At 69.6% G+C, this 17131-nt stretch carries 11 protein-coding genes and 2 pseudogenes; 10 read left to right on the top strand and 3 right to left on the bottom strand.

What is annotated here, in order from left to right:
* Nucleotides 1-31 precede the first annotated feature (31 nt).
* Nucleotides 32-1018, top strand: a complete 987-nt coding sequence (locus E1181_RS06840) for an alpha/beta hydrolase (protein WP_132673211.1) — start codon at nucleotides 32-34, stop codon at nucleotides 1016-1018.
* 463 nt (nucleotides 1019-1481) lie between these two features.
* Nucleotides 1482-2693 carry a helix-turn-helix domain-containing protein gene (locus E1181_RS06835; protein WP_207922038.1) on the top strand — a complete coding sequence of 404 codons (1212 nt, stop codon included), beginning with the start codon at nucleotides 1482-1484 and terminating at the stop codon, nucleotides 2691-2693.
* A 4-nt stretch (nucleotides 2694-2697) separates the two neighbouring features.
* Here the strand turns inward: E1181_RS06835 and leuD are convergent, their stop codons facing one another.
* Nucleotides 2698-3309, bottom strand: a complete 612-nt coding sequence (leuD, locus tag E1181_RS06830; RefSeq protein WP_132673093.1) for a 3-isopropylmalate dehydratase small subunit — start codon at nucleotides 3307-3309, stop codon at nucleotides 2698-2700.
* Nucleotides 3310-4710 (bottom strand): 3-isopropylmalate dehydratase large subunit, encoded by a 1401-nt coding sequence (gene leuC, locus E1181_RS06825; RefSeq protein ID WP_132673092.1) that lies wholly within the window; start codon nucleotides 4708-4710, stop codon nucleotides 3310-3312. It lies immediately after the preceding gene.
* Nucleotides 4711-4868: 158 nt separating this feature from the next.
* Between leuC and E1181_RS06820 the strand changes: the two genes are divergently transcribed.
* Nucleotides 4869-5351, top strand: coding sequence for an Lrp/AsnC family transcriptional regulator (locus E1181_RS06820; RefSeq protein WP_132673091.1), 483 nt, complete (start codon nucleotides 4869-4871; stop codon nucleotides 5349-5351).
* A 5-nt stretch (nucleotides 5352-5356) separates the two neighbouring features.
* On the opposite strand, the gene E1181_RS06815 is transcribed toward E1181_RS06820, so the two are convergent.
* Nucleotides 5357-6778, bottom strand: coding sequence for a GntP family permease (locus E1181_RS06815; RefSeq protein ID WP_132673090.1), 1422 nt, complete (start codon nucleotides 6776-6778; stop codon nucleotides 5357-5359).
* A gap of 378 nt (nucleotides 6779-7156) precedes the next feature.
* Here E1181_RS06815 and E1181_RS06810 point away from each other — a divergent pair, with 378 nt between their 5' ends.
* From E1181_RS06810 to E1181_RS06780, 7 genes and pseudogenes are all read left to right on the top strand, one after another.
* A complete protein-coding gene (locus E1181_RS06810) occupies nucleotides 7157-10600 on the top strand; it encodes an indolepyruvate ferredoxin oxidoreductase family protein (protein WP_235876524.1) in 3444 nt (1147 codons plus the stop codon).
* 99 nt (nucleotides 10601-10699) lie between these two features.
* A complete protein-coding gene (locus tag E1181_RS06805; RefSeq protein WP_132673086.1) occupies nucleotides 10700-11356 on the top strand; it encodes an SDR family NAD(P)-dependent oxidoreductase in 657 nt (218 codons plus the stop codon).
* Nucleotides 11357-11434: 78 nt separating this feature from the next.
* Nucleotides 11435-11809, top strand: a complete 375-nt coding sequence (locus E1181_RS06800; RefSeq protein WP_235876522.1) for a cupin domain-containing protein — start codon at nucleotides 11435-11437, stop codon at nucleotides 11807-11809.
* A gap of 171 nt (nucleotides 11810-11980) precedes the next feature.
* Nucleotides 11981-13012, top strand: coding sequence for an aldo/keto reductase (locus E1181_RS06795; protein WP_132673085.1), 1032 nt, complete (start codon nucleotides 11981-11983; stop codon nucleotides 13010-13012).
* Between the two features lie 429 nt (nucleotides 13013-13441).
* On the top strand, nucleotides 13442-14440 hold the full coding sequence (locus E1181_RS06790; protein WP_132673084.1) for a zinc-dependent alcohol dehydrogenase family protein: 999 nt from the start codon (nucleotides 13442-13444) through the stop codon (nucleotides 14438-14440).
* Nucleotides 14441-14715: 275 nt separating this feature from the next.
* Nucleotides 14716-16004, top strand: a pseudogene (locus E1181_RS06785) (sugar porter family MFS transporter); the annotation flags it as partial.
* A gap of 59 nt (nucleotides 16005-16063) precedes the next feature.
* Nucleotides 16064-16738, top strand: a pseudogene (locus tag E1181_RS06780) (LysE family translocator).
* Nucleotides 16739-17131: the final 393 nt, after the last annotated feature.

The following is a 17131-nucleotide window of genomic DNA, read 5'->3' as shown; positions in this document are numbered from 1 at the left end:
GAGGGTGCTGGCGGTGCTGGTCGTGGCAGCGATGCTGCTGGGTGCCGGTTCCAGCGCGGCGGCACCGCCCGGCGCGGCGGCGGACGACGGGGCGAGGGTGATCCGGGAGTTCAGAGTGGACGATCGTGAGGTCGACCTGGAGATCGCTTCGCCCGCGCTGGGCGGAACCGCGATGGTCCGGCTGCTGCTGCCCACCCGCTGGGCGGCGGAGCCGGACCGGGCGTGGCCGGTGCTGTACCTGCTGCACGGTTGCTGCGAAACGGCCGACTACCAGGCGTGGACGTGGTTCACCGACGTCGAGGAGTTCACCGCGGACGAGGACGTGCTGGTCGTCATGCCCAGCGGCGGACCGGCCGGGATGTACTCGCCGTGGTGGAACTTCGGCGCGGGTGGGACGCCGGACTGGGAGACCTTCCACGTCACCGAGCTGCGCCAGATCCTGGAGCGCGGCTACCGCGCGGGCACCGAGCGGGCGGTGGCCGGCGTGTCCATGGGCGGGTACGGCGCCCTGGCCTACGCCCTCCGGCACCGCGGGATGTTCGGCGCCGCGGCGTCGCTCAGCGGGATCCCGAACACGCTGCACCCCGGCGCGCCCTCGGTGATCAAGGGGCTCCTGGTGCGCGAGGGGCTCAACCCGCTGGCGCTGTGGGGGGACGAGGTGATCAACCATCGGATCTGGTCGGAGCACAACCCGTTCGACCACGTGGAGGAGCTGCGCGGCATCGGTGTGCACATCTCGTCCGGCAACGGGCTGACGGGACCGCTGGATCCGCCGGGGCAGATGGACCCGCTGGAGTCGGCGTCGCTGGCCACGTCGAAGAGCTTCACCGATCGGCTGGCCGCCGAAGGAATTGCGGTGACCGCGCACTTCTACGGGAGCGGAACGCACGATTGGCCCTACTGGCAGCGGGAACTGAGATCCGCCTGGCCGGTACTCGCTCCGGCTCTCGGGTTGAATTCCGCCCCCGGTGGAATCGGTTACGGACCGGACCGGAATTCGTCAAAACGGACCCATTAGTCACTTTGAATCAATTGCTCCGAGCGCGTCCAGCCGAGAAAACTGGGAAGAACGGTGATGTGAATCTTCTTCGCGAAGTCCTGGTCATGATGCTTAAGTGGGAGTCCGCAGGTGTGAACGCGACGACGCGAGCGGGTTTTGTCATCTCCGGCACAAGCGGAATCCGCAAAATTGGCACTCGCCAAAAGAATCACCACCCGAATAGCCGAAAGCGGCATGTGCGGACGCAAACCGGAAGGGTGATGCGTTGACAGTTCCGGCTGTCGTCCATATGTTCTCATGATTGCGAACGTGTTATCGAATGAAACGCGTTGAGCCCCGATTCGCCGCTTGGGGGAGAGATATGCCGATCGACGTCGGGTCCGGAGCTGTCCGAGAAGGAGGGTCGCGCGGGAGAACCCAGTTCGGCGGCGTCGGCCAGCGGATGGACCCCCGGCGTCGGATTCCAGCTTCGCACAACGAGATGAGGCCGGGGATCGCCGAGATCGGCCGGGCCAGAACGCTGTTCACCGCGCTGCCGAAGGAGATCGGCGAAGGCTTCCGGCCTTACGTCGCCCCGTTGGCCAAGGCGATCGTGCGCGAGATCCAGGGCGTGGTCCCGGAGTACGCGCAACCACTGGACACCGCCTTCGGCGTGTACTTCACGCGGGGGATCGAGCACGCGATCCTGCAGCCGCTCAACAACATTCGCGACGACGGCGAGGACGGAGTCGACAGCTGGTCGCAGTACTTCCGCCTGCTGGGCAAGCTGGAGTTCGCCGCGGGCCGCGGCCTGGAGAGCCTGCAGACCGCCTACCGGGTGGGCGGCCGGGTCGCCTGGCGGCACTTCGCGGAGTTCGGCAAGCGCCTCGACGTCCAGGTCGACCTGCTGTGCCTGTGCGCCGAGGCGATCTTCGCCTACGTCGACGACCTCTCCAAGCTGTCGATCGAGGGCTACACCATCGCCCAGGAGCGCGAGGTGGGAACGCTGGCCCGGCGCAGGCGCCGACTCCTGGAACTGCTGCTGGCCGACACGCCGGCGTCCCCGCAGGCCATCGGGGACCTCGCCGACAGCGCCCGGTGGGACGTGCCGGAGTGGGTCACCCTCATCGCCCTCGAACCCAGCTCCGACGAGCTGGCGCAGGACCCCGCCCAACCGTTCGGCGAGGTGCTGGCGAACGTCGACGGCAGCACGCCGTGCATGCTCGTTCCCGACGAACCGGCCGACCCGGCGGGCCTGGCGGCCGAGCTCCGCGGGAGGCGCGCCGCGATCGGCCCGAAGGTCCGGCTCGGCGATGCGGCCCGCTCGCTGCGCTGGGCGCGGCAAGCCATCGACCTGGTGCAGCGCGGAGTCCTCCCGGACCGCCCGCTGACTCGCTGCGCCGAGCACCTCACCACGCTGTGGCTGCTCAGCGACGAGTTCCTGGTCCGCCAGATCGGTGCCCACTGCCTCGCCCCGCTCGGCGAGCTCACGGTCAAGCAGCGGGCGAGGCTCAGCGAAACCCTGCTGGTCTGGCTCCAATCACGCGGCAGCGCCAGGGAACTCGCCGATCGCCTGGGCGTGCACCCGCAGACCGTCCGCTACCGCATGAACAAGCTGGAACAGCTCTTCGGCGACCGCCTCAACGACCCCGAGGACCGCCTCACCATGGAGATCGCCCTCCGCGCCGAAACCCTCCTCGCCCGCAGCACCTGACCGATCACCGGCGATCGGCCGCCCACCTCCGGCCGGTGGTGGGCAAGGCCGGACGTCGTCGGGATTCGTAGCCCGCGATGTCGTCGGTGTGGTGCAGGGTGAGGCCGATGTCGTCGAGCCCGGCGAGCATGCGTTCGCGCACGTCGGGCTCGATCGGGAAGGGCTCGTCGATCCCGCGTGCCCGAACTCGCCGGGCGATGAGGTCGACGGTCACCGGCGCGGTCGGCTCGGCTTCGAGCAGCCTCCACAGCCGTTCGACGACCGGAGTGGGCACGACCACCGGCAGCAGCCCGTTCTGGTGGGCGTTGCCGGCGAAGATGTCACCGAAGCGCGGTGCGATGACCGCGCGGAACCCGTAGTCGGTGAGCGCGTACACCGCGCCTTCGCGAGACGAACCGGTGCCGAAGTTCGGGCCCGCCACCAGGATCGTCGCGGCCGAGTAGGGCTCGACGTTGAGCACGAAACCGGGGTCGTCGCGCCAGTCGGCGAACAGGTCCTGCCCGTGACCGGCCTTGGTCAGGCGGGTGAGGAACCGGACCGGGATGATCTGGTCGGTGTCGACGTCACCGGCGCGCAGCGGTGCTGCCTGTCCGGTGTGGACGGTGAACTCCTGCATCTAGCGCTCCAGGTCCGCGGGGGAGGTGAGACGGCCGGTGACGGCGCTGGCGGCGGCAACGGCAGGGGAGACGACGTGCGTGCGCGCCCCCTTGCCCTGGCGGCCCTCGAAGTTGCGGTTGTTGGTCGACGCTGCCCGCTGCCCGGGACGCAGCCGGTCCTCGTTGACCGCCGCGCACAGCGAGCACCCGGAGGTGCGCAGCTGCACCCCGGCGGCGGTGAACACCTCGTCGAGGCCTTCGGCGACGGCTTGCCCGCGCACCGCGTCCGAGCCGGGCACGAGGTAGACCTGCACCCCGTCGGCGACGGAGCGGCCGCGCAGCACGTCGGCGGCGGCGCGCAGGTCCTCGATCCGGCCGTTGGTGCAGGAACCGATGAAGACCGCGTCGATCTCGATGTCGCGCAAGGGCGTGCCCGGCTTGAGGTCCATGTAGGACAGAGCCCTGGTGGCCGCGGTGCGTTCCTGCGGGTCGGCGAAGGAGGCGGGATCGGGTACGGTCGCGTCGATCGGCGCGCCCTGCGCGGGATTGGTCCCCCAGGTGACGAACGGGCGGATCTCGTCGCCCTCCACGACTACCTCGGTGTCGAAGGTGGCGTCGTCGTCGGAGCGCAACGTCCGCCAGTGGGCGACCTCGGCCTCCCACTCCGCCCCGGTGGGCGCGTGCGGGCGGCCCGCGAGGTAGTCGATCGTCGTGTCGTCGGCGGCGATCATGCCTGCGCGGGAACCGGCCTCGACGGTCATGTTGCACACCGTCATCCGCGCCTCCACCGACAGCGCCTCGATCGCCGGGCCCTGGTACTCCACGACGTGCCCCTGCGCGCCCAGGGTGCCGATCTGGGCGATGAGCGCGAGGATCAGGTCCTTGCCGGTGACACCCGTGCCGAGCGTCCCGGTGACGGTGACTCGCATCGTCTTCGGCCTGGTCAGCGGTAGGGTCTGGGTGGCCAGCACGTGCTCGACCTGCGAGGTCCCGATGCCCATCGCCAGCGCGCCGAACGCGCCCATCGTCGTGGTGTGCGAGTCGCAGCACACGACCGTCATGCCGGGGTGGACGAGTCCGAGCTCGGGGCCGATGACGTGGGCGATGCCCCGCTCGGGATCACCGCGCCGGTAGACCTCGATGCCGAACTCCGCGCAGTTCTCGGCCAGCAGCGCGGCCTGCCGCCGCATCGCGGGTTCTTCGATGCGCTTGAACAGGTTCTGCGTCGGGACCAGGTGGTCCTCGGTGCCGAGGGTGAGGTCGGGTCGGCGGACCGCGCGTCCCGCAGCGCGCAGGCCGTCGAACGCGATCGGGGTGTTGATCTCGTGGAGCAGGTGCAGGTCCACGTAGAGCAGGTCCTGCGCGCCGTCGGTGCGCACGACGTGGGAGTTCCAGACCTTCTCGGCCAGGGTCCGGGCCAACGGGGCCTCCTCGTTCAGCTCGTCGGATTCGTTCGGGCTGGGTCCAGCTGACCTCTGGATCAGTTCATTACCGGATGTGTGAACATCTGGTACAACAGATCGACCACGTCGGATGCCAACGTCCGGCCGTCGGACCACTCGCCCCTGGAGGAGCGCGCATGTCATCCCCCTTCGAGCCGCTGGACATGGCCGTGCTCCGGCTGATCGCCGAGGAACCCCGGGCCGGTGTGCGCGAGTACGCCCGCCGGCTCGGCGTGGCCAGGGCGACGGTGCAGTCCCGGGTGGACAAGTTGCAGCGCCTGGGCGTCCTGATCAGCTGGCGACCGCAGTTCGACCCGGCCGCCATGGGTTACCAGGGCCTGGCCTACGTCCGGCTCAACCTCGCGCAGGGCAAGTTGGACCGCGCGCTCGACGGCCTCAGCCGGATTCCCGAGGTCATCGAGGCGAACGCGGTCGCCGGTGACGCCGACCTGCTGTGCCGCGTGGTCGCCAAGGACAACGCGGGGCTGGAGGAGGTGCTGCAGCAGATCATCGCCGTGGACGGCGTTGAGCGGATCTCCACCGAGGTGGTGCTGAGCCGCCGCATCATGCCGAGGATCTCGCTGCTCATCCGCAAGCTGCACGACGAACTCGGCCGCTGAGCGCCTCATCCGAGCACCATCGACAACGGAACGATCACCGCGATGGCTACGACGGAGGCCACCGAGACCGAGGCCGAGAAGGTCTTGAGCGTGCCGCGGGTGGTCAGTCCGGTCAACGACTGCAACAGCCAGAAGGTGTTGCTGGTGACGTGGATGGTTAACAGCGATCCGGCGCCTGCCGCCAGCGCGATCCACACCGCGTCGAGCCCGATCACCGGCGCGAGGGGCGCGAGGATCCCGGCCGCCGTGATCGCCGAGATCGACACCGAGCCGACCGCGACGTGCAGGATCGCCGCGATCACCCACACCATCAGCAGCGGGAAGGCGGTGCTCGCCGAGAAGTGCCGGCCGAGGATGTCGCCGAGACCGATGTTCTCGATCGTCAGCGCAAGCGAGCCGCCGACCCCGTTGAGGATGAGGATCTGCCCGCTCTCGCGGAATCCGTTGCCCAGCGCCTCGTCCATCGCTGCCTTCCCGACCGCGCGCCGGGTGACGAGGATCGTGCCGATGAGACCCACCAGCAGCGCGATCACCGGGTCGCACACGAAGGCCAGCGGCGCGATCTCCAGCCCGACGACGTCGAGGGACGCACCGGTCGCGATCAGCACCAGCGCACCCAGGACCGGGGCGAACAGCAGGAGCAGCGGCGGCCGGGAGGTCGTGGTGACCCCCGCTTCGGACGCGACAGCGCTGGGCGCAACGGATTTCGTCGACCGCGCACCGCCCGAACCCAGCGGGTCCGATGCGCCCTCGGTTCCGCTGCCGGTGATCGCAGCGGATGCGGGAAGTTCGTCCTTGGTCTCGTCCCACCAGCCGTGGCGGAACACGAACTGCATGATCGCCACCGAGATGACGGTGGTGGGAACCGCGACGAGCAGGCCGAGCGACAGCATGGTTCCCAGCGGGACGCCGAGCACGCCGGCAAGGGCGAGCGCGGCGATGCCCGGCACGACCATGACGACGCCGACCTCCATGCCGATCGCCATCGCCGAGATCATCCGGGGCGTGCCCGCCTTGCCGATGCGCACGCCCAGTCCGCGCGCCAGCGGTGCCACGATCACGACCAGCACGTCCAGGAAGATCGATTGGAGCACGGTCGCGACGCTGACCGACAGCGCGTAGGGCATGCGCTTCGGGCCGATCCGCTTGAGCAGGGCTTCGATCAGCCGCTCGATCGCGCCCGACCGCTGCAGCAGCGATCCCGCGAGGACGCCGAAGGCCACGAGCAGGCCGATCTCGGCCATCAGGTCGCCGAAGCCGCGAGTGATGGCCTCGATGGTGCCGTCGACGCCCAGACCGGAGGTCATTCCGAGGTAGGAGGAGCTGAGCAGCAGTGCGATCACGGGATTGACCCGGAACCGGGTGATCATCAGTACCGCGGCGAGGATCGCGAACGCGGTGTTGAGCAGGATCAGGCTGTTGGTCATGGCGGTTGCATCCCCATGTCGCGCTCGGCGCTGAGCGATCGGACCTCGTTGTCGTGAGGGCTGCGGCTGGGCCGTTGTGGAGCGAGAACGTAACCGCCGGTGTCCAGTGCGTAAATAGTGGAGACGATTTCTGGACCAGTTGTGCAATTCGATCATGATTTTGCTGGCCACGAGGTGCCAGGTGATCAGTGAATCGCGCCTCGACGTTCGGTTGTGCACCAGAAGTACATCTGAGGCGACCGCTGGCACAGATTGTGGATCTCGCGACACGGTGAAATCTGGCCGTTGGCCTAGAAAATGTTGCATCAGTTGAACAACCGGGTGACCAGGCTTAACGTGACCCGCGTCTCGTCTCGACGCGCTGGAAGAGGTGCCGGCTTGAGCACGACCATCGACACGCCGACCCGCGGTTCGTTCTCGCTCGACGCCCGCTACCTGGCCGAGGACGGTGCGGTGTACCTGACCGGCGTGCAGGCGCTCGTGCGAGTCCTGCTCGACCGGAGCCGGCACGACCGGCGGGAAGGGCACCGCGGTTCGCTGTACGTCACCGGCTACGAGGGATCACCGCTGGCCGGTTACGACCTGGAGATCCAGCGCCGCGCGCGGCTGATGGCCGACCACGGCGTGGTGCACGCGCCGGCGCTCAACGAGGAGCTCGCCGCGACCGCGCTGGTCGGCACCCAGATCGCCGGGCAGGTCGCCGAGCTGACCACCGACGGGGTCACAGGCTTCTGGTACGGCAAGGCCCCGGGACTGGACCGGGCCACCGACGCGATCCGGCACGCCGCCTTGATCGGCACGTCCCCGAAGGGCGGCGTCGTCGCGCTCGTCGGCGACGACCCGAGCGCGAAGTCCTCCAGCGTGCCCTGCTCGTCCGAACCCGCGCTCGCGGACCTGCAGATGCCGACCTTCTACCCGGCGGATTCCCAGGAGGTCATCGACCACGGTCTGCACGCGGTCGAGCTGTCCCGCGCCAGCGGGCTGTGGACGGCGATGAAGGTCGCCACCAACGTCGCCGACGGCGCCACGACCGCGCACGTCGATCCGCGGTGGACCGCGCCCGACGTGGACGGGCTTCCCGGCGGCCTGCGGGCCTACTCGCACGTCCCGCACGCGCGACTGCTCGGCCCCGACCTCGCCGAGCTGGAGCGCAGCCTGCACCAGGTCAGGATGCCGACCGCGCTGGAGTACCTGCGGCGCAGCGGCGTCAACCGGATCCTGGGCGCGGCCGGCCCGGCCCGGATCGGGATCGTCGCGGCCGGCAAGACCTACCTCGACGTGCGGCAGGCGCTGGACGAGCTCGGCCTCGACGAATCCGCCTGCGAGAAACTGGGAGTGCGCCTCCTGAAGCTGGGGGCGGTGGTCCCGGTCGAACCGGAGATCGTGCGCGAGTTCGCCAGCGGGCTCGACGAGATCGTGGTGGTGGAGGACAAGCGGGCCTTCCTGGAGGTCGCGGTCAAGGAGATTCTCTACGGGATTCCGGGTGCTCCCCGCGTGACCGGGAAGCGGGACCCGCACGGCGCCCGGTTGTTCAGCGACGTCGGCGAGCTCGACCCGAGCGCAGCCGCGGCCGGGCTGCGACGACGCCTGCGCGACAACGGATTCCCCGTTCAGTCCACGCAGGACGCGAAGCGGCCCGAGCGGATCGTGCTGCCGCTGGCCGCCCGCACCCCCTACTTCTGCTCCGGCTGCCCGCACAACTCCTCGACGAAACCTCCGGAAGGAGCGCTGGTCGGCGGTGGCATCGGCTGCCACGCGATGGTCCTGCTGATGCCGGAGGAGCAGGTCGGCACCGTGACCGGGCTCACGCAGATGGGTGGGGAGGGCGCGCACTGGATCGGCATGGCGCCGTTCGTCCGCACCACCCACTACCTGCAGAACCTCGGCGACGGGACCTTCGCCCACTCGGGCAGCCTCGCGATCCGGGCGGCGGTGGCCGCCGGGTCACCGATGACGTTCAAGATCCTGTTCAACTCGACGGTTGCCATGACCGGCGGGCAGGACGCGGTCGGCGCTCGCGGTGGCCTGCCGCAGCTGGTGGAAACCGTGCTGGCAGAAGGGGTCTCCCGCATCGTCGTGACCGGTGACCGGCCGGAACGCGTGCGGAAGGCGTTGCGCCGAGCCGGGGTGCTCCGCGACCGGGTGAGCGTGCGCCACCGGGACGAGCTCGTCGAGGTCCAGACCGAGCTGTCCCGCGAACCGGGCGTGACGGTCCTCGTGCACGACCAGGAGTGCGCGGCCGAGAAGCGGCGCAAGCGCAAGCGCGGATCGCAGCCGACCCCGGCGACCAAGGTCATGATCAACGAGCGGGTGTGCGAGGGGTGCGGTGACTGCGGGCAGAAGTCGAACTGCCTCTCGGTCCGCCCGGTCGACACCGAGTTCGGTCGCAAGACGCAGATCCACCAGTCCTCCTGCAACCTCGACTACTCGTGCCTGGACGGCGACTGCCCGTCGTTCGTCACCGTCGTCCCCGACGCCGAGAAGCGCTCCGCGACCCCGGTCGTGCCGCCGGTGGGTCCCTTGCCCGAGGCGGAGCCGCAGGTCCCGGTCGACGACTTCACCCTGCGCATCACCGGAGTCGGCGGCACCGGAGTGGTGACCGTGGCCCAGGTGCTGGCCACCGCCGCGGCCATCGACGGCAGGCACGTGCGCGCCCTCGACCAGACCGGCCTGGCGCAGAAGGGCGGCGCGGTCGTCTCCGACGTCAAGATCAGCACCACCCCGATCGCACGAGCCGCCAAGATCACCGACGGCGAATGCGACCTCTACCTGGGGTGCGACTCCCTCGTGGCCACCGACCCCGGCCAGCTCAAGGCCACCAGCCAGGACTGCACGATCGCGGTCGTGTCCACCGCGGAGGTCCCCACCGGACGCATGGTCGTGGACCCCACCGCGACCTTCCCCGACCAGGGCAGCATCCGCTCGGCCGTCGACGAGCACGTGGCGCGGGCGCACCACCTCGCCGCCGACCGGCTCTCGCTGGAGCTGTTCGGCGACGAGCAGTTCGCCAACATGCTGCTGGTCGGGGCGGCCTTCCAGGCCGGGGCGCTCCCGCTGCCGGCCGAGGCGGTCGAACAGGCGATCCGCCTCAACGGCGTGCGCGTCGAGGAGAACCTGCTGGCCTTCGGTCACGGCCGCCGCGCCCTCGTGGGCAACGCCGCGCCCGAACCCGAGCCGATGAGCCTCGACGAGCTGATCGCGCACCGCACCGACGAGCTCACCGACTACCAGCACGCCCGCTACGCCGCCGACTACCGGCGCTTCGTCGATCACGTCCGCGCCCGTGAGGACGAAGTGGTCCCGGGCAGCACGGCGCTGACCGAGGCGGTGGCCCGCCACCTGTTCAAGCTCATGGCCTACAAGGACGAGTACGAGGTCGCCCGGCTCTCGCTCGACCCGGCGCTGGACGACGCCGTGCGCGCGCAGTGGGGACCGGGCGCCAAGGTGAGCTACCGGCTGCACCCGCCCGTGCTCCGGGCCCTGGGCATGCGGCGCAAGATCGCGCTGGGCCCGTGGTTCCGCCCCGCGTTCCGCGTGCTGCGCGGACTCCGGCGGCTGCGCGGCAGCGCCCTCGACCCGTTCGGACACGCCCACGTCCGCAAGGTCGAACGCGCCCTGATCGCCGAATACCGCACGGCCGTCGAGGAAGCGCTGCCAGCCCTCAGCGGAACCACCCTGCCCGCGGCGGTGGAACTCGCCGGACTGCCCGACATGATCCGCGGCTACGAGCAGATCAAGCTCGATGCGGTCGAGAAGTACCGCGAGCGGATGACCGCGATCCGCGAGACCCTGGCCGAACTCTCGGCGGAGGTACCGGCCTGACGGCCTCGCCGGAGCGGCCTCGGAGGTGTTGTATGGAGGCCCGGCGCATCCGAGGGGCAGGCACGACGTGCCGGACGTTCGTCCGCTGAAAGGGGAGTCATGACCACCATCGCGATCATCGGTGCCGGTCCGGGACTGGGCGCCGCCGCGGCGCGCAGGTTCGGGCGGGAGGGCTTCTCCGCCGCCTTGATCTCGCGCACCCAGGACAACGTCGACCGCCTCGCCGCCGAACTCGGCGACGGCGGGGTCCGCGCTCGCGGGTACTCCGCCGACGTGCAGGACCGGGAACGCGTGGTGGAGGCGCTGAAATCCGCCGCCGACGATCTCGGACCCATCGAGGTGCTGCAGTACAGCCCGGCACCGCGCCGGGAGTTCCTGCGGCCCGTGCTCGACACCGGCGTCGACGACTTCGCCGCCGCCGTCGAGTTCTCGCTGCACGGCTCGGTCACCGCCGTGCAGCAGGTGCTGCCCGGGATGACCGAGCTGGGCAAGGGCACGGTCCTGCTGGTCAACGGCGGTAGCGCGGCGACGCCCAACGGCAACGTCGCGGGCACCTCCGTCGCGTTCGCCGGTGAGTCCGCCTACGGCACGATGCTGCACGACGCCCTCGCGCCCCGGATCCACGTCGGGCAGCTCGTCGTTCCCGGGACCATCGGCGGGGGAGACCCGATGTTCGCCCCGGACGCGCTGGCCGAGAAGCTCTGGACGATGCACGTCCAGCGCGGCAACTTCCGCGTCACCGTCGGGCCGGCGTGAGGGGCGGGGCAGAAAGCCCCTGGCTCCTGGTTCGCGGCGGGCCCACGCTGGTGGGGTAGCGCTCGGAAGGAGCGGATCATGACCATGCACAGCACGCAAGCGGTCGAATGCCGCGGCTTCGACCGGCCGGATGACGTGCGCGAGTTCGAGCACGGCCGCGCCGAGGTGCTCGAGATGGCGGGCGGCACGATCGGTCGTCTCGTGCTGCACCCCGGGTGGCAGTGGAGCAAGGACGTCAAACCCATCGCCGGCACCGACTGGTGCGAGGCACCCCACTTCCAGTACCACGTCTCGGGGACGTTGCACGTGAAGATGTCGGACGGCAACGAGTTCGACGTCGGCCCCGGCTGGGTCAGTTCCCTGCCGCAGGGCCACGACGCCTGGGTGGTGGGCGACGAGGACGTCGTCCTCGTCGACTGGTACGGCGCCAGCGAGTACGCGAAGCGGAGCTGAGCTCCGGCGGCCGGCGGGTTCGGGGAGAACCCGCCGGCCGCGTGCTGCCCTGTGAGACCGGAGACGATCGAGCTGCTCCCCGGCGTCCGAAGTGGTTGCATGACGGGTCGTGACCTGGACCGAGCGAGGTCCGGGGGGAGTTGAACCCGACAGACCGGAGGAAGACGACCGATGGGCCACGGGGCTTACGAGAAGACCTACGCGGCGAGCGAGGACCGCTACGAGAAGATGGAGTACCGGCGCGCAGGGGCGTCCGGATTGGACCTGCCCGCGTTCTCCTTCGGCCTGTGGCAGAAGTTCGGCACCGACTACCCGTACGAGACGCAGCGCGAGATCGTGCTGCACGCCTTCGACCTGGGCATCACGCACTTCGACAACGCCGACCGGTACGGCCCGCCGCACCGCGCCGCGCAGAAGTTCTTCGGGAAGGTGTTGGCCAAGGACCTCGCGCCGCACCGCGACGAGCTGATCCTGTCGACCAAGGCGGGCAACCCCATCGGGCCCGGCCCGTACCAGAAGGGCGGCTCCCGGAAGTCGCTGCTGTCCTCGCTGGAGCACAGCCTGCGCGATCTGGGCACCGACCACGTCGACATCTTCTACAGCCACAGCCCGGACGAGAGCACCCCGCTGGAGGAGACGGTGGGTGCGCTGGTCAGCGCGGTGCAGCAGGGCAAGGCGCTCTACGTCGCCGTCTCCAACTACCAGCCGGACCGCGCCCACCGCGCCGCCGAGCTGCTGCGCGAGGCGGGCGTGCCGCTGCTGGTCCACCAGCCGCGCTACTCGATCTTCGACCGCACGCCGGAGAACAACGGCCTGCTGGATCTCGCCGCTGATGACGGTTTCGGCCTGGTCGTGTACTCGCCGCTGGCGCAGGGCCTGCTCACCGACAAGTACCTGAAGGGCGTCCCCTCCGGGGCGCGCGCGGAGAACAGCGCGTTCCTGTCGCCCGACGTCATCGACGAGACCTACCGCGAGCGCGCGGCGGCGCTCAACGAGCTCGCCCAGCAGCGCGGACAGTCGCTGGCCCAGCTCGCGCTGCAGTGGGTCCTGCGGCGGCCGGAGGTCACCTCCGCGCTCATCGGTGCGAGCTCGGTTTGGCAGCTCGACCACAACGTCCAGGCGCTGGAGTTCCCGCCGCTGACGGACGAGGAGCTCGCCGTCGTCGAGAAGCACGGAATTCACGGCACCGGACTCAAGAAGTAGCCCCGCTCGTCACGAGCTGTTGCCGGGGGGCGGTTCTGGTCCGAACCCTCCACGGATGACGTCCGAAATGCCGGACCAGAACTGCCCCCGGCCAGACCCCGCGGTGCGCAAGTCGAGAAACCCCAGCTGACCTGAACCCGTTGTCGCTCGGGTCTTTTCAGGTTCTCCGGCGCGCTTGCCGGGTGTCGTCGAGTCGTGATGGCGCCGACTCCGACGCGCGCCCGAAATCTCCGATCTCCACCTCGCGGAGCTCCCTCGTTCCCGGTTTCGGGCTGGGAATTTAACATGGAGTTAAGCGCTTGCCTAAGCGCTTAACTCGAAGCTAGCTTGTGCGGCACATCGCGACGGAGCGGGCGGATTCCGCGGCCCTCCGTCGGGTGTGCACCAGCGTGCGTGCGCCGAGGGCACGCGGAATCGGAATGAGTGATCTTGCAAGCCGTAGTGATCGAAGGACCAGGTCAGGCCGTCGTCAAGGACGTCGCAGACCCCACACCGGCCGGTGGGCAGGTGGTCGTGCGGGTGCACGCCTGCGGACTGTGCGGAACCGACCTGCACCTGGTCGACGGCGTCCTGCCCACCGACTACCCGCTGACTCCCGGGCACGAGTTCGCCGGCGAGGTCGTCGAACTCGGTGAGGGCGTGATCGGCCTCGCGGTCGGCGACCGCGTCGCGGTCGACCCGAACCTGCCGTGCGGCACCTGCCGCTGGTGCCGGGCGGGGCGCGGAAACCTCTGCCAGGTCTGGGACGCCATCGGCGTGAGCCGGTCGGGCGCGGCGGCGGAACTCGTCGCCGTTCCCGCCGACATCTGCTTCGCGCTGCCCTCGAGGGTCTCCTACACGGCCGCGGCGATGGTCGAACCGCTGTCCTGCGCGGTCCACGGGGTGAGCCGGTTGCCGAGGCTGCCCGGTTCGCACTACCTGATCTACGGCGCGGGCACGATGGGCCTGCTGATGGCGGCGCTGGTGCGCAGGTCCGGGGCCGCGTCGGTGTCGGTGGTCGACCTCAACGCCTCGCGCCTCGACTTCGCGCAGTCCTTCGCCGCCGACCGCGCGACCACCTCGGCCGACGAGTTGGAACAGCCCGACGGCTACGACGTGGTCATCGACGCCACCGGTGCGGTGCCCGCGATCGAGGACGGTCTCGGACGGGTCCGCAAGGGCGGCACGTTCCTGCAGTTCGGCGTCTCGGACCCCAACGCGACCGCGAGCTTCTCGCCGTTCCGCGTCTACCACGAGGAGATCGACATCCTCGGTTCGATGGCCGTGCACAACGGTTTTCAGCCGGCGATCGAACTGATCGCCTCCGGTGCGCTCGACGTCGAGCAGCTGGTGTCCGCGACGTTGCCGCTGGCGGACTACGCCGAGGCGATCAAGAAGTTCCGCGCCGGAGAGGGCCACAAGATCCACGTGTCCCCGATCGCGCGCTAGAGGCTTTTGAGGAATTGCTTTGCGCGGCGGTGCGGGCTGAGTCCCACAACTGAAACAGCGGCTCCGCCGCATTCCTCAACAGCTCTCCTAGGCGTCTCCGCCGCGGCGCGCGTGGCGAGACGTCCTCCTGTGAATTCGACGAAGGGTTTCGTGCAATGACGCCAACCACCCCCGCACCGGCGCGTTCGCGCACGCGCAACGCGCTGATCTGGATATTCGGGGCGCTGGGCGGGATCTTGTGGGGTTATGACACGGGAGTGATCTCCGGTGCCATGCTGTTCATCAAGCAGGACATCCCGTTGACCCCGTTCCAGCAGGGACTCGTGGTCAGCGGGTTGCTGGTCGGTGCGATGGCGGGTGCCGGTGCGTCCGGGCGCCTCGCCGACGTGTGGGGCCGGCGCCGGCTGATCCTGTGCGCCGCAGTGGTGTTCACCGCCGGAACGGTGGGCGCGATGCTCGCCACCACGGCGTGGATGCTGGTCGCCTTCCGGTTCGTCATCGGCATCGGTGTCGGCATCGCCTCGGTGGTGGTTCCGCTGTACCTGACCGAGCTCGCGCCGAAGCAGTCGCGCGGCGGGCTCACGTCCCGATGCAGCTGCTGGTCACCGTCGGCATCCTCGTGGCCTACGTGACCGACTACGCGCTGGCCGACACCGGTTCGTGGCGCTGGATGCTCGGTCTCGGCGCGGTCCCGGCGGTGCTGCTGGGAATCGGCATCTACTTCCAGCCGGAGAGCCCGCGCTGGCTGGTCAAGCACGGTCGAGCCGACCAGGCCCGCGCGGTGCTGACGAGCCTGCGCGGTTCCAACGCCGAGGAGGTCGAGCAGGAGCTCGACGAGATCCAGGCCGCTGATCGCGAGAAGGAAGCCGAGAACGCCGTCGGCGTCCGGGAACTGCTCACCCCGAGGCTGCGCCGGGTCGTGCTGCTGGGCCTGGGGCTGGTGTTCTTCCAGAACTTCATCGGGATCAACACCATCATCTACTACGCCCCGACGCTGCTGACGACGCTGGGCTTCGGCACCTCCGGGGCGATCCTGGCCAACGTCGGCATCGGCGTGGTCAACGTGCTGATGACGCTGCCCGCGCTGCGCATGATCGACCGCGTCGGCCGCAAGTCGCTGCTGGCGGTGGGGAGCATCGGCATGCTCGTGTCGATGCTGGTCCTCGGCGTGGCCAACGTCGTCGGCGTCTCCTACGGTCCGCTGCTGGTGGCGATCACGCTGGGCAGCATCCTGGTCTACATCGCCTCGTTCGCGGTGTCGTGGGGGCCGGTGCAGTGGGTGATGCTCCCCGAGCTGTTCCCGCTGCGCATGCGCGGTTCCGCGGTGGGCATCTGCCTGGTGTTCAACTGGTTGTTCAACATGGCCGTCGCCCTGGTCTTCCCGGTCCTGCTGGACATCACCGGTCCGGGCGCGATGTTCCTGTTCTTCGCGCTGATGGCGGTGCTGTCCTTCTGGTTCGTCCAACGTGGACTGATCGAGACCAAGGGCAAGAGCCTGGAGGCCATCGAGCACGAGGTCCTGGGAACCCCTGATCCGGAACCGGCGGTCAAGCAGCCGGCCTGACCGAGCCCGCGAATGCGGCTCCGCCTGTCCGAGGCGGGGCCGCATTCGTCGTTGCTAAGGTGCCGTCCGTGACCGGGGGAGTGATTCCTGAGCAGCTGCTTCCGTTCCTCGTCCTGGTGGTCGTGCTCACCGTGGTCCCCGGACCGGACACGGCACTGGGCCTGCGCAACAGCCTGCGCGGCGGCAGCACCGCCATGTGGTGGACGGGCTTGGGCGTGTGCCGCGGGATGTTCGTGCACGCCGCGGCGTCGGTGGTGGGCCTGTCCGCGGTGCTGGCGGCCTCGGGGGAGGCGTAGGCGGTGGTCAAGCTCGCCGGAGCTGCCTACCTGCTGTGGCTCGGTGCCAGCACGTTGTGGAAGACCTGGCGCGACCGCCGCCAACCCGCGAGCGCCCTCGGCGCAGGATCGGCCGACGGCGTTGGCATCGACCGCAGGACGGCGTTCCGGCAGGGCTTCGTCAGCGACCTGCTCAACCCCAAGATCGCGCTGCTGTTCCTGACCCTGCTGCCGCAGTTCATCGGCCCCACCGAACCGAGAGCGCTCACCTCGGCGGTGCTGACCCTGGTCTTCGTCGCAGTGGCCCTGCTCTGGTGGCGCATCACCTCCTGGCTGGTCGGCGCGATCCGCACCGCCCTGGCCCGGGACACCGTCCGCCGCACCCTCGAAACCACCACCGGCGCAGCGATGCTCCTCCTCGGAACCCGAACAGCCCTGGAAACCACCACCAAGCCCTGACCCGACACCCCCCGAAACCCCACACCCCCAACTCAGGACGTGGACCACGGCCAGACCGGTCGACACCGAAGAGCCGCTAGTCCCGTCCAGAACACCAGATCACGCCGACAATCACGCCCCTGATCAGGGTGGTTGTCGGCGCGGTCGGTGGGACCGTCCAGACCCGCGGTGGTCACCCTGCTTCCCGATCTCAGTGGAAATCCGGGTTCCGACTTCCACTGAAATCCGACAGAGGATTTCCACTGAAATCGGGAGGCCCACCTGGGGGAGAGGCGGTGCGACTGCCGGTCGGTGCACGGATTACTGCCGTAATCGGGACACGGATTACTGCCGTAATCGGGGCGTGGGTGTCGTCGGGCTGGTGGGGAGTTCGGGGGTGTGGGGTTGTGACTC

This window comes from Saccharopolyspora terrae (assembly GCF_004348435.1).
GTDB lineage: Bacteria > Actinomycetota > Actinomycetes > Mycobacteriales > Pseudonocardiaceae > Saccharopolyspora > Saccharopolyspora endophytica.
The sequence above is the reverse complement of the archived record's forward strand: the minus strand, read 5'-3'. Positions and strand labels throughout refer to the sequence as shown.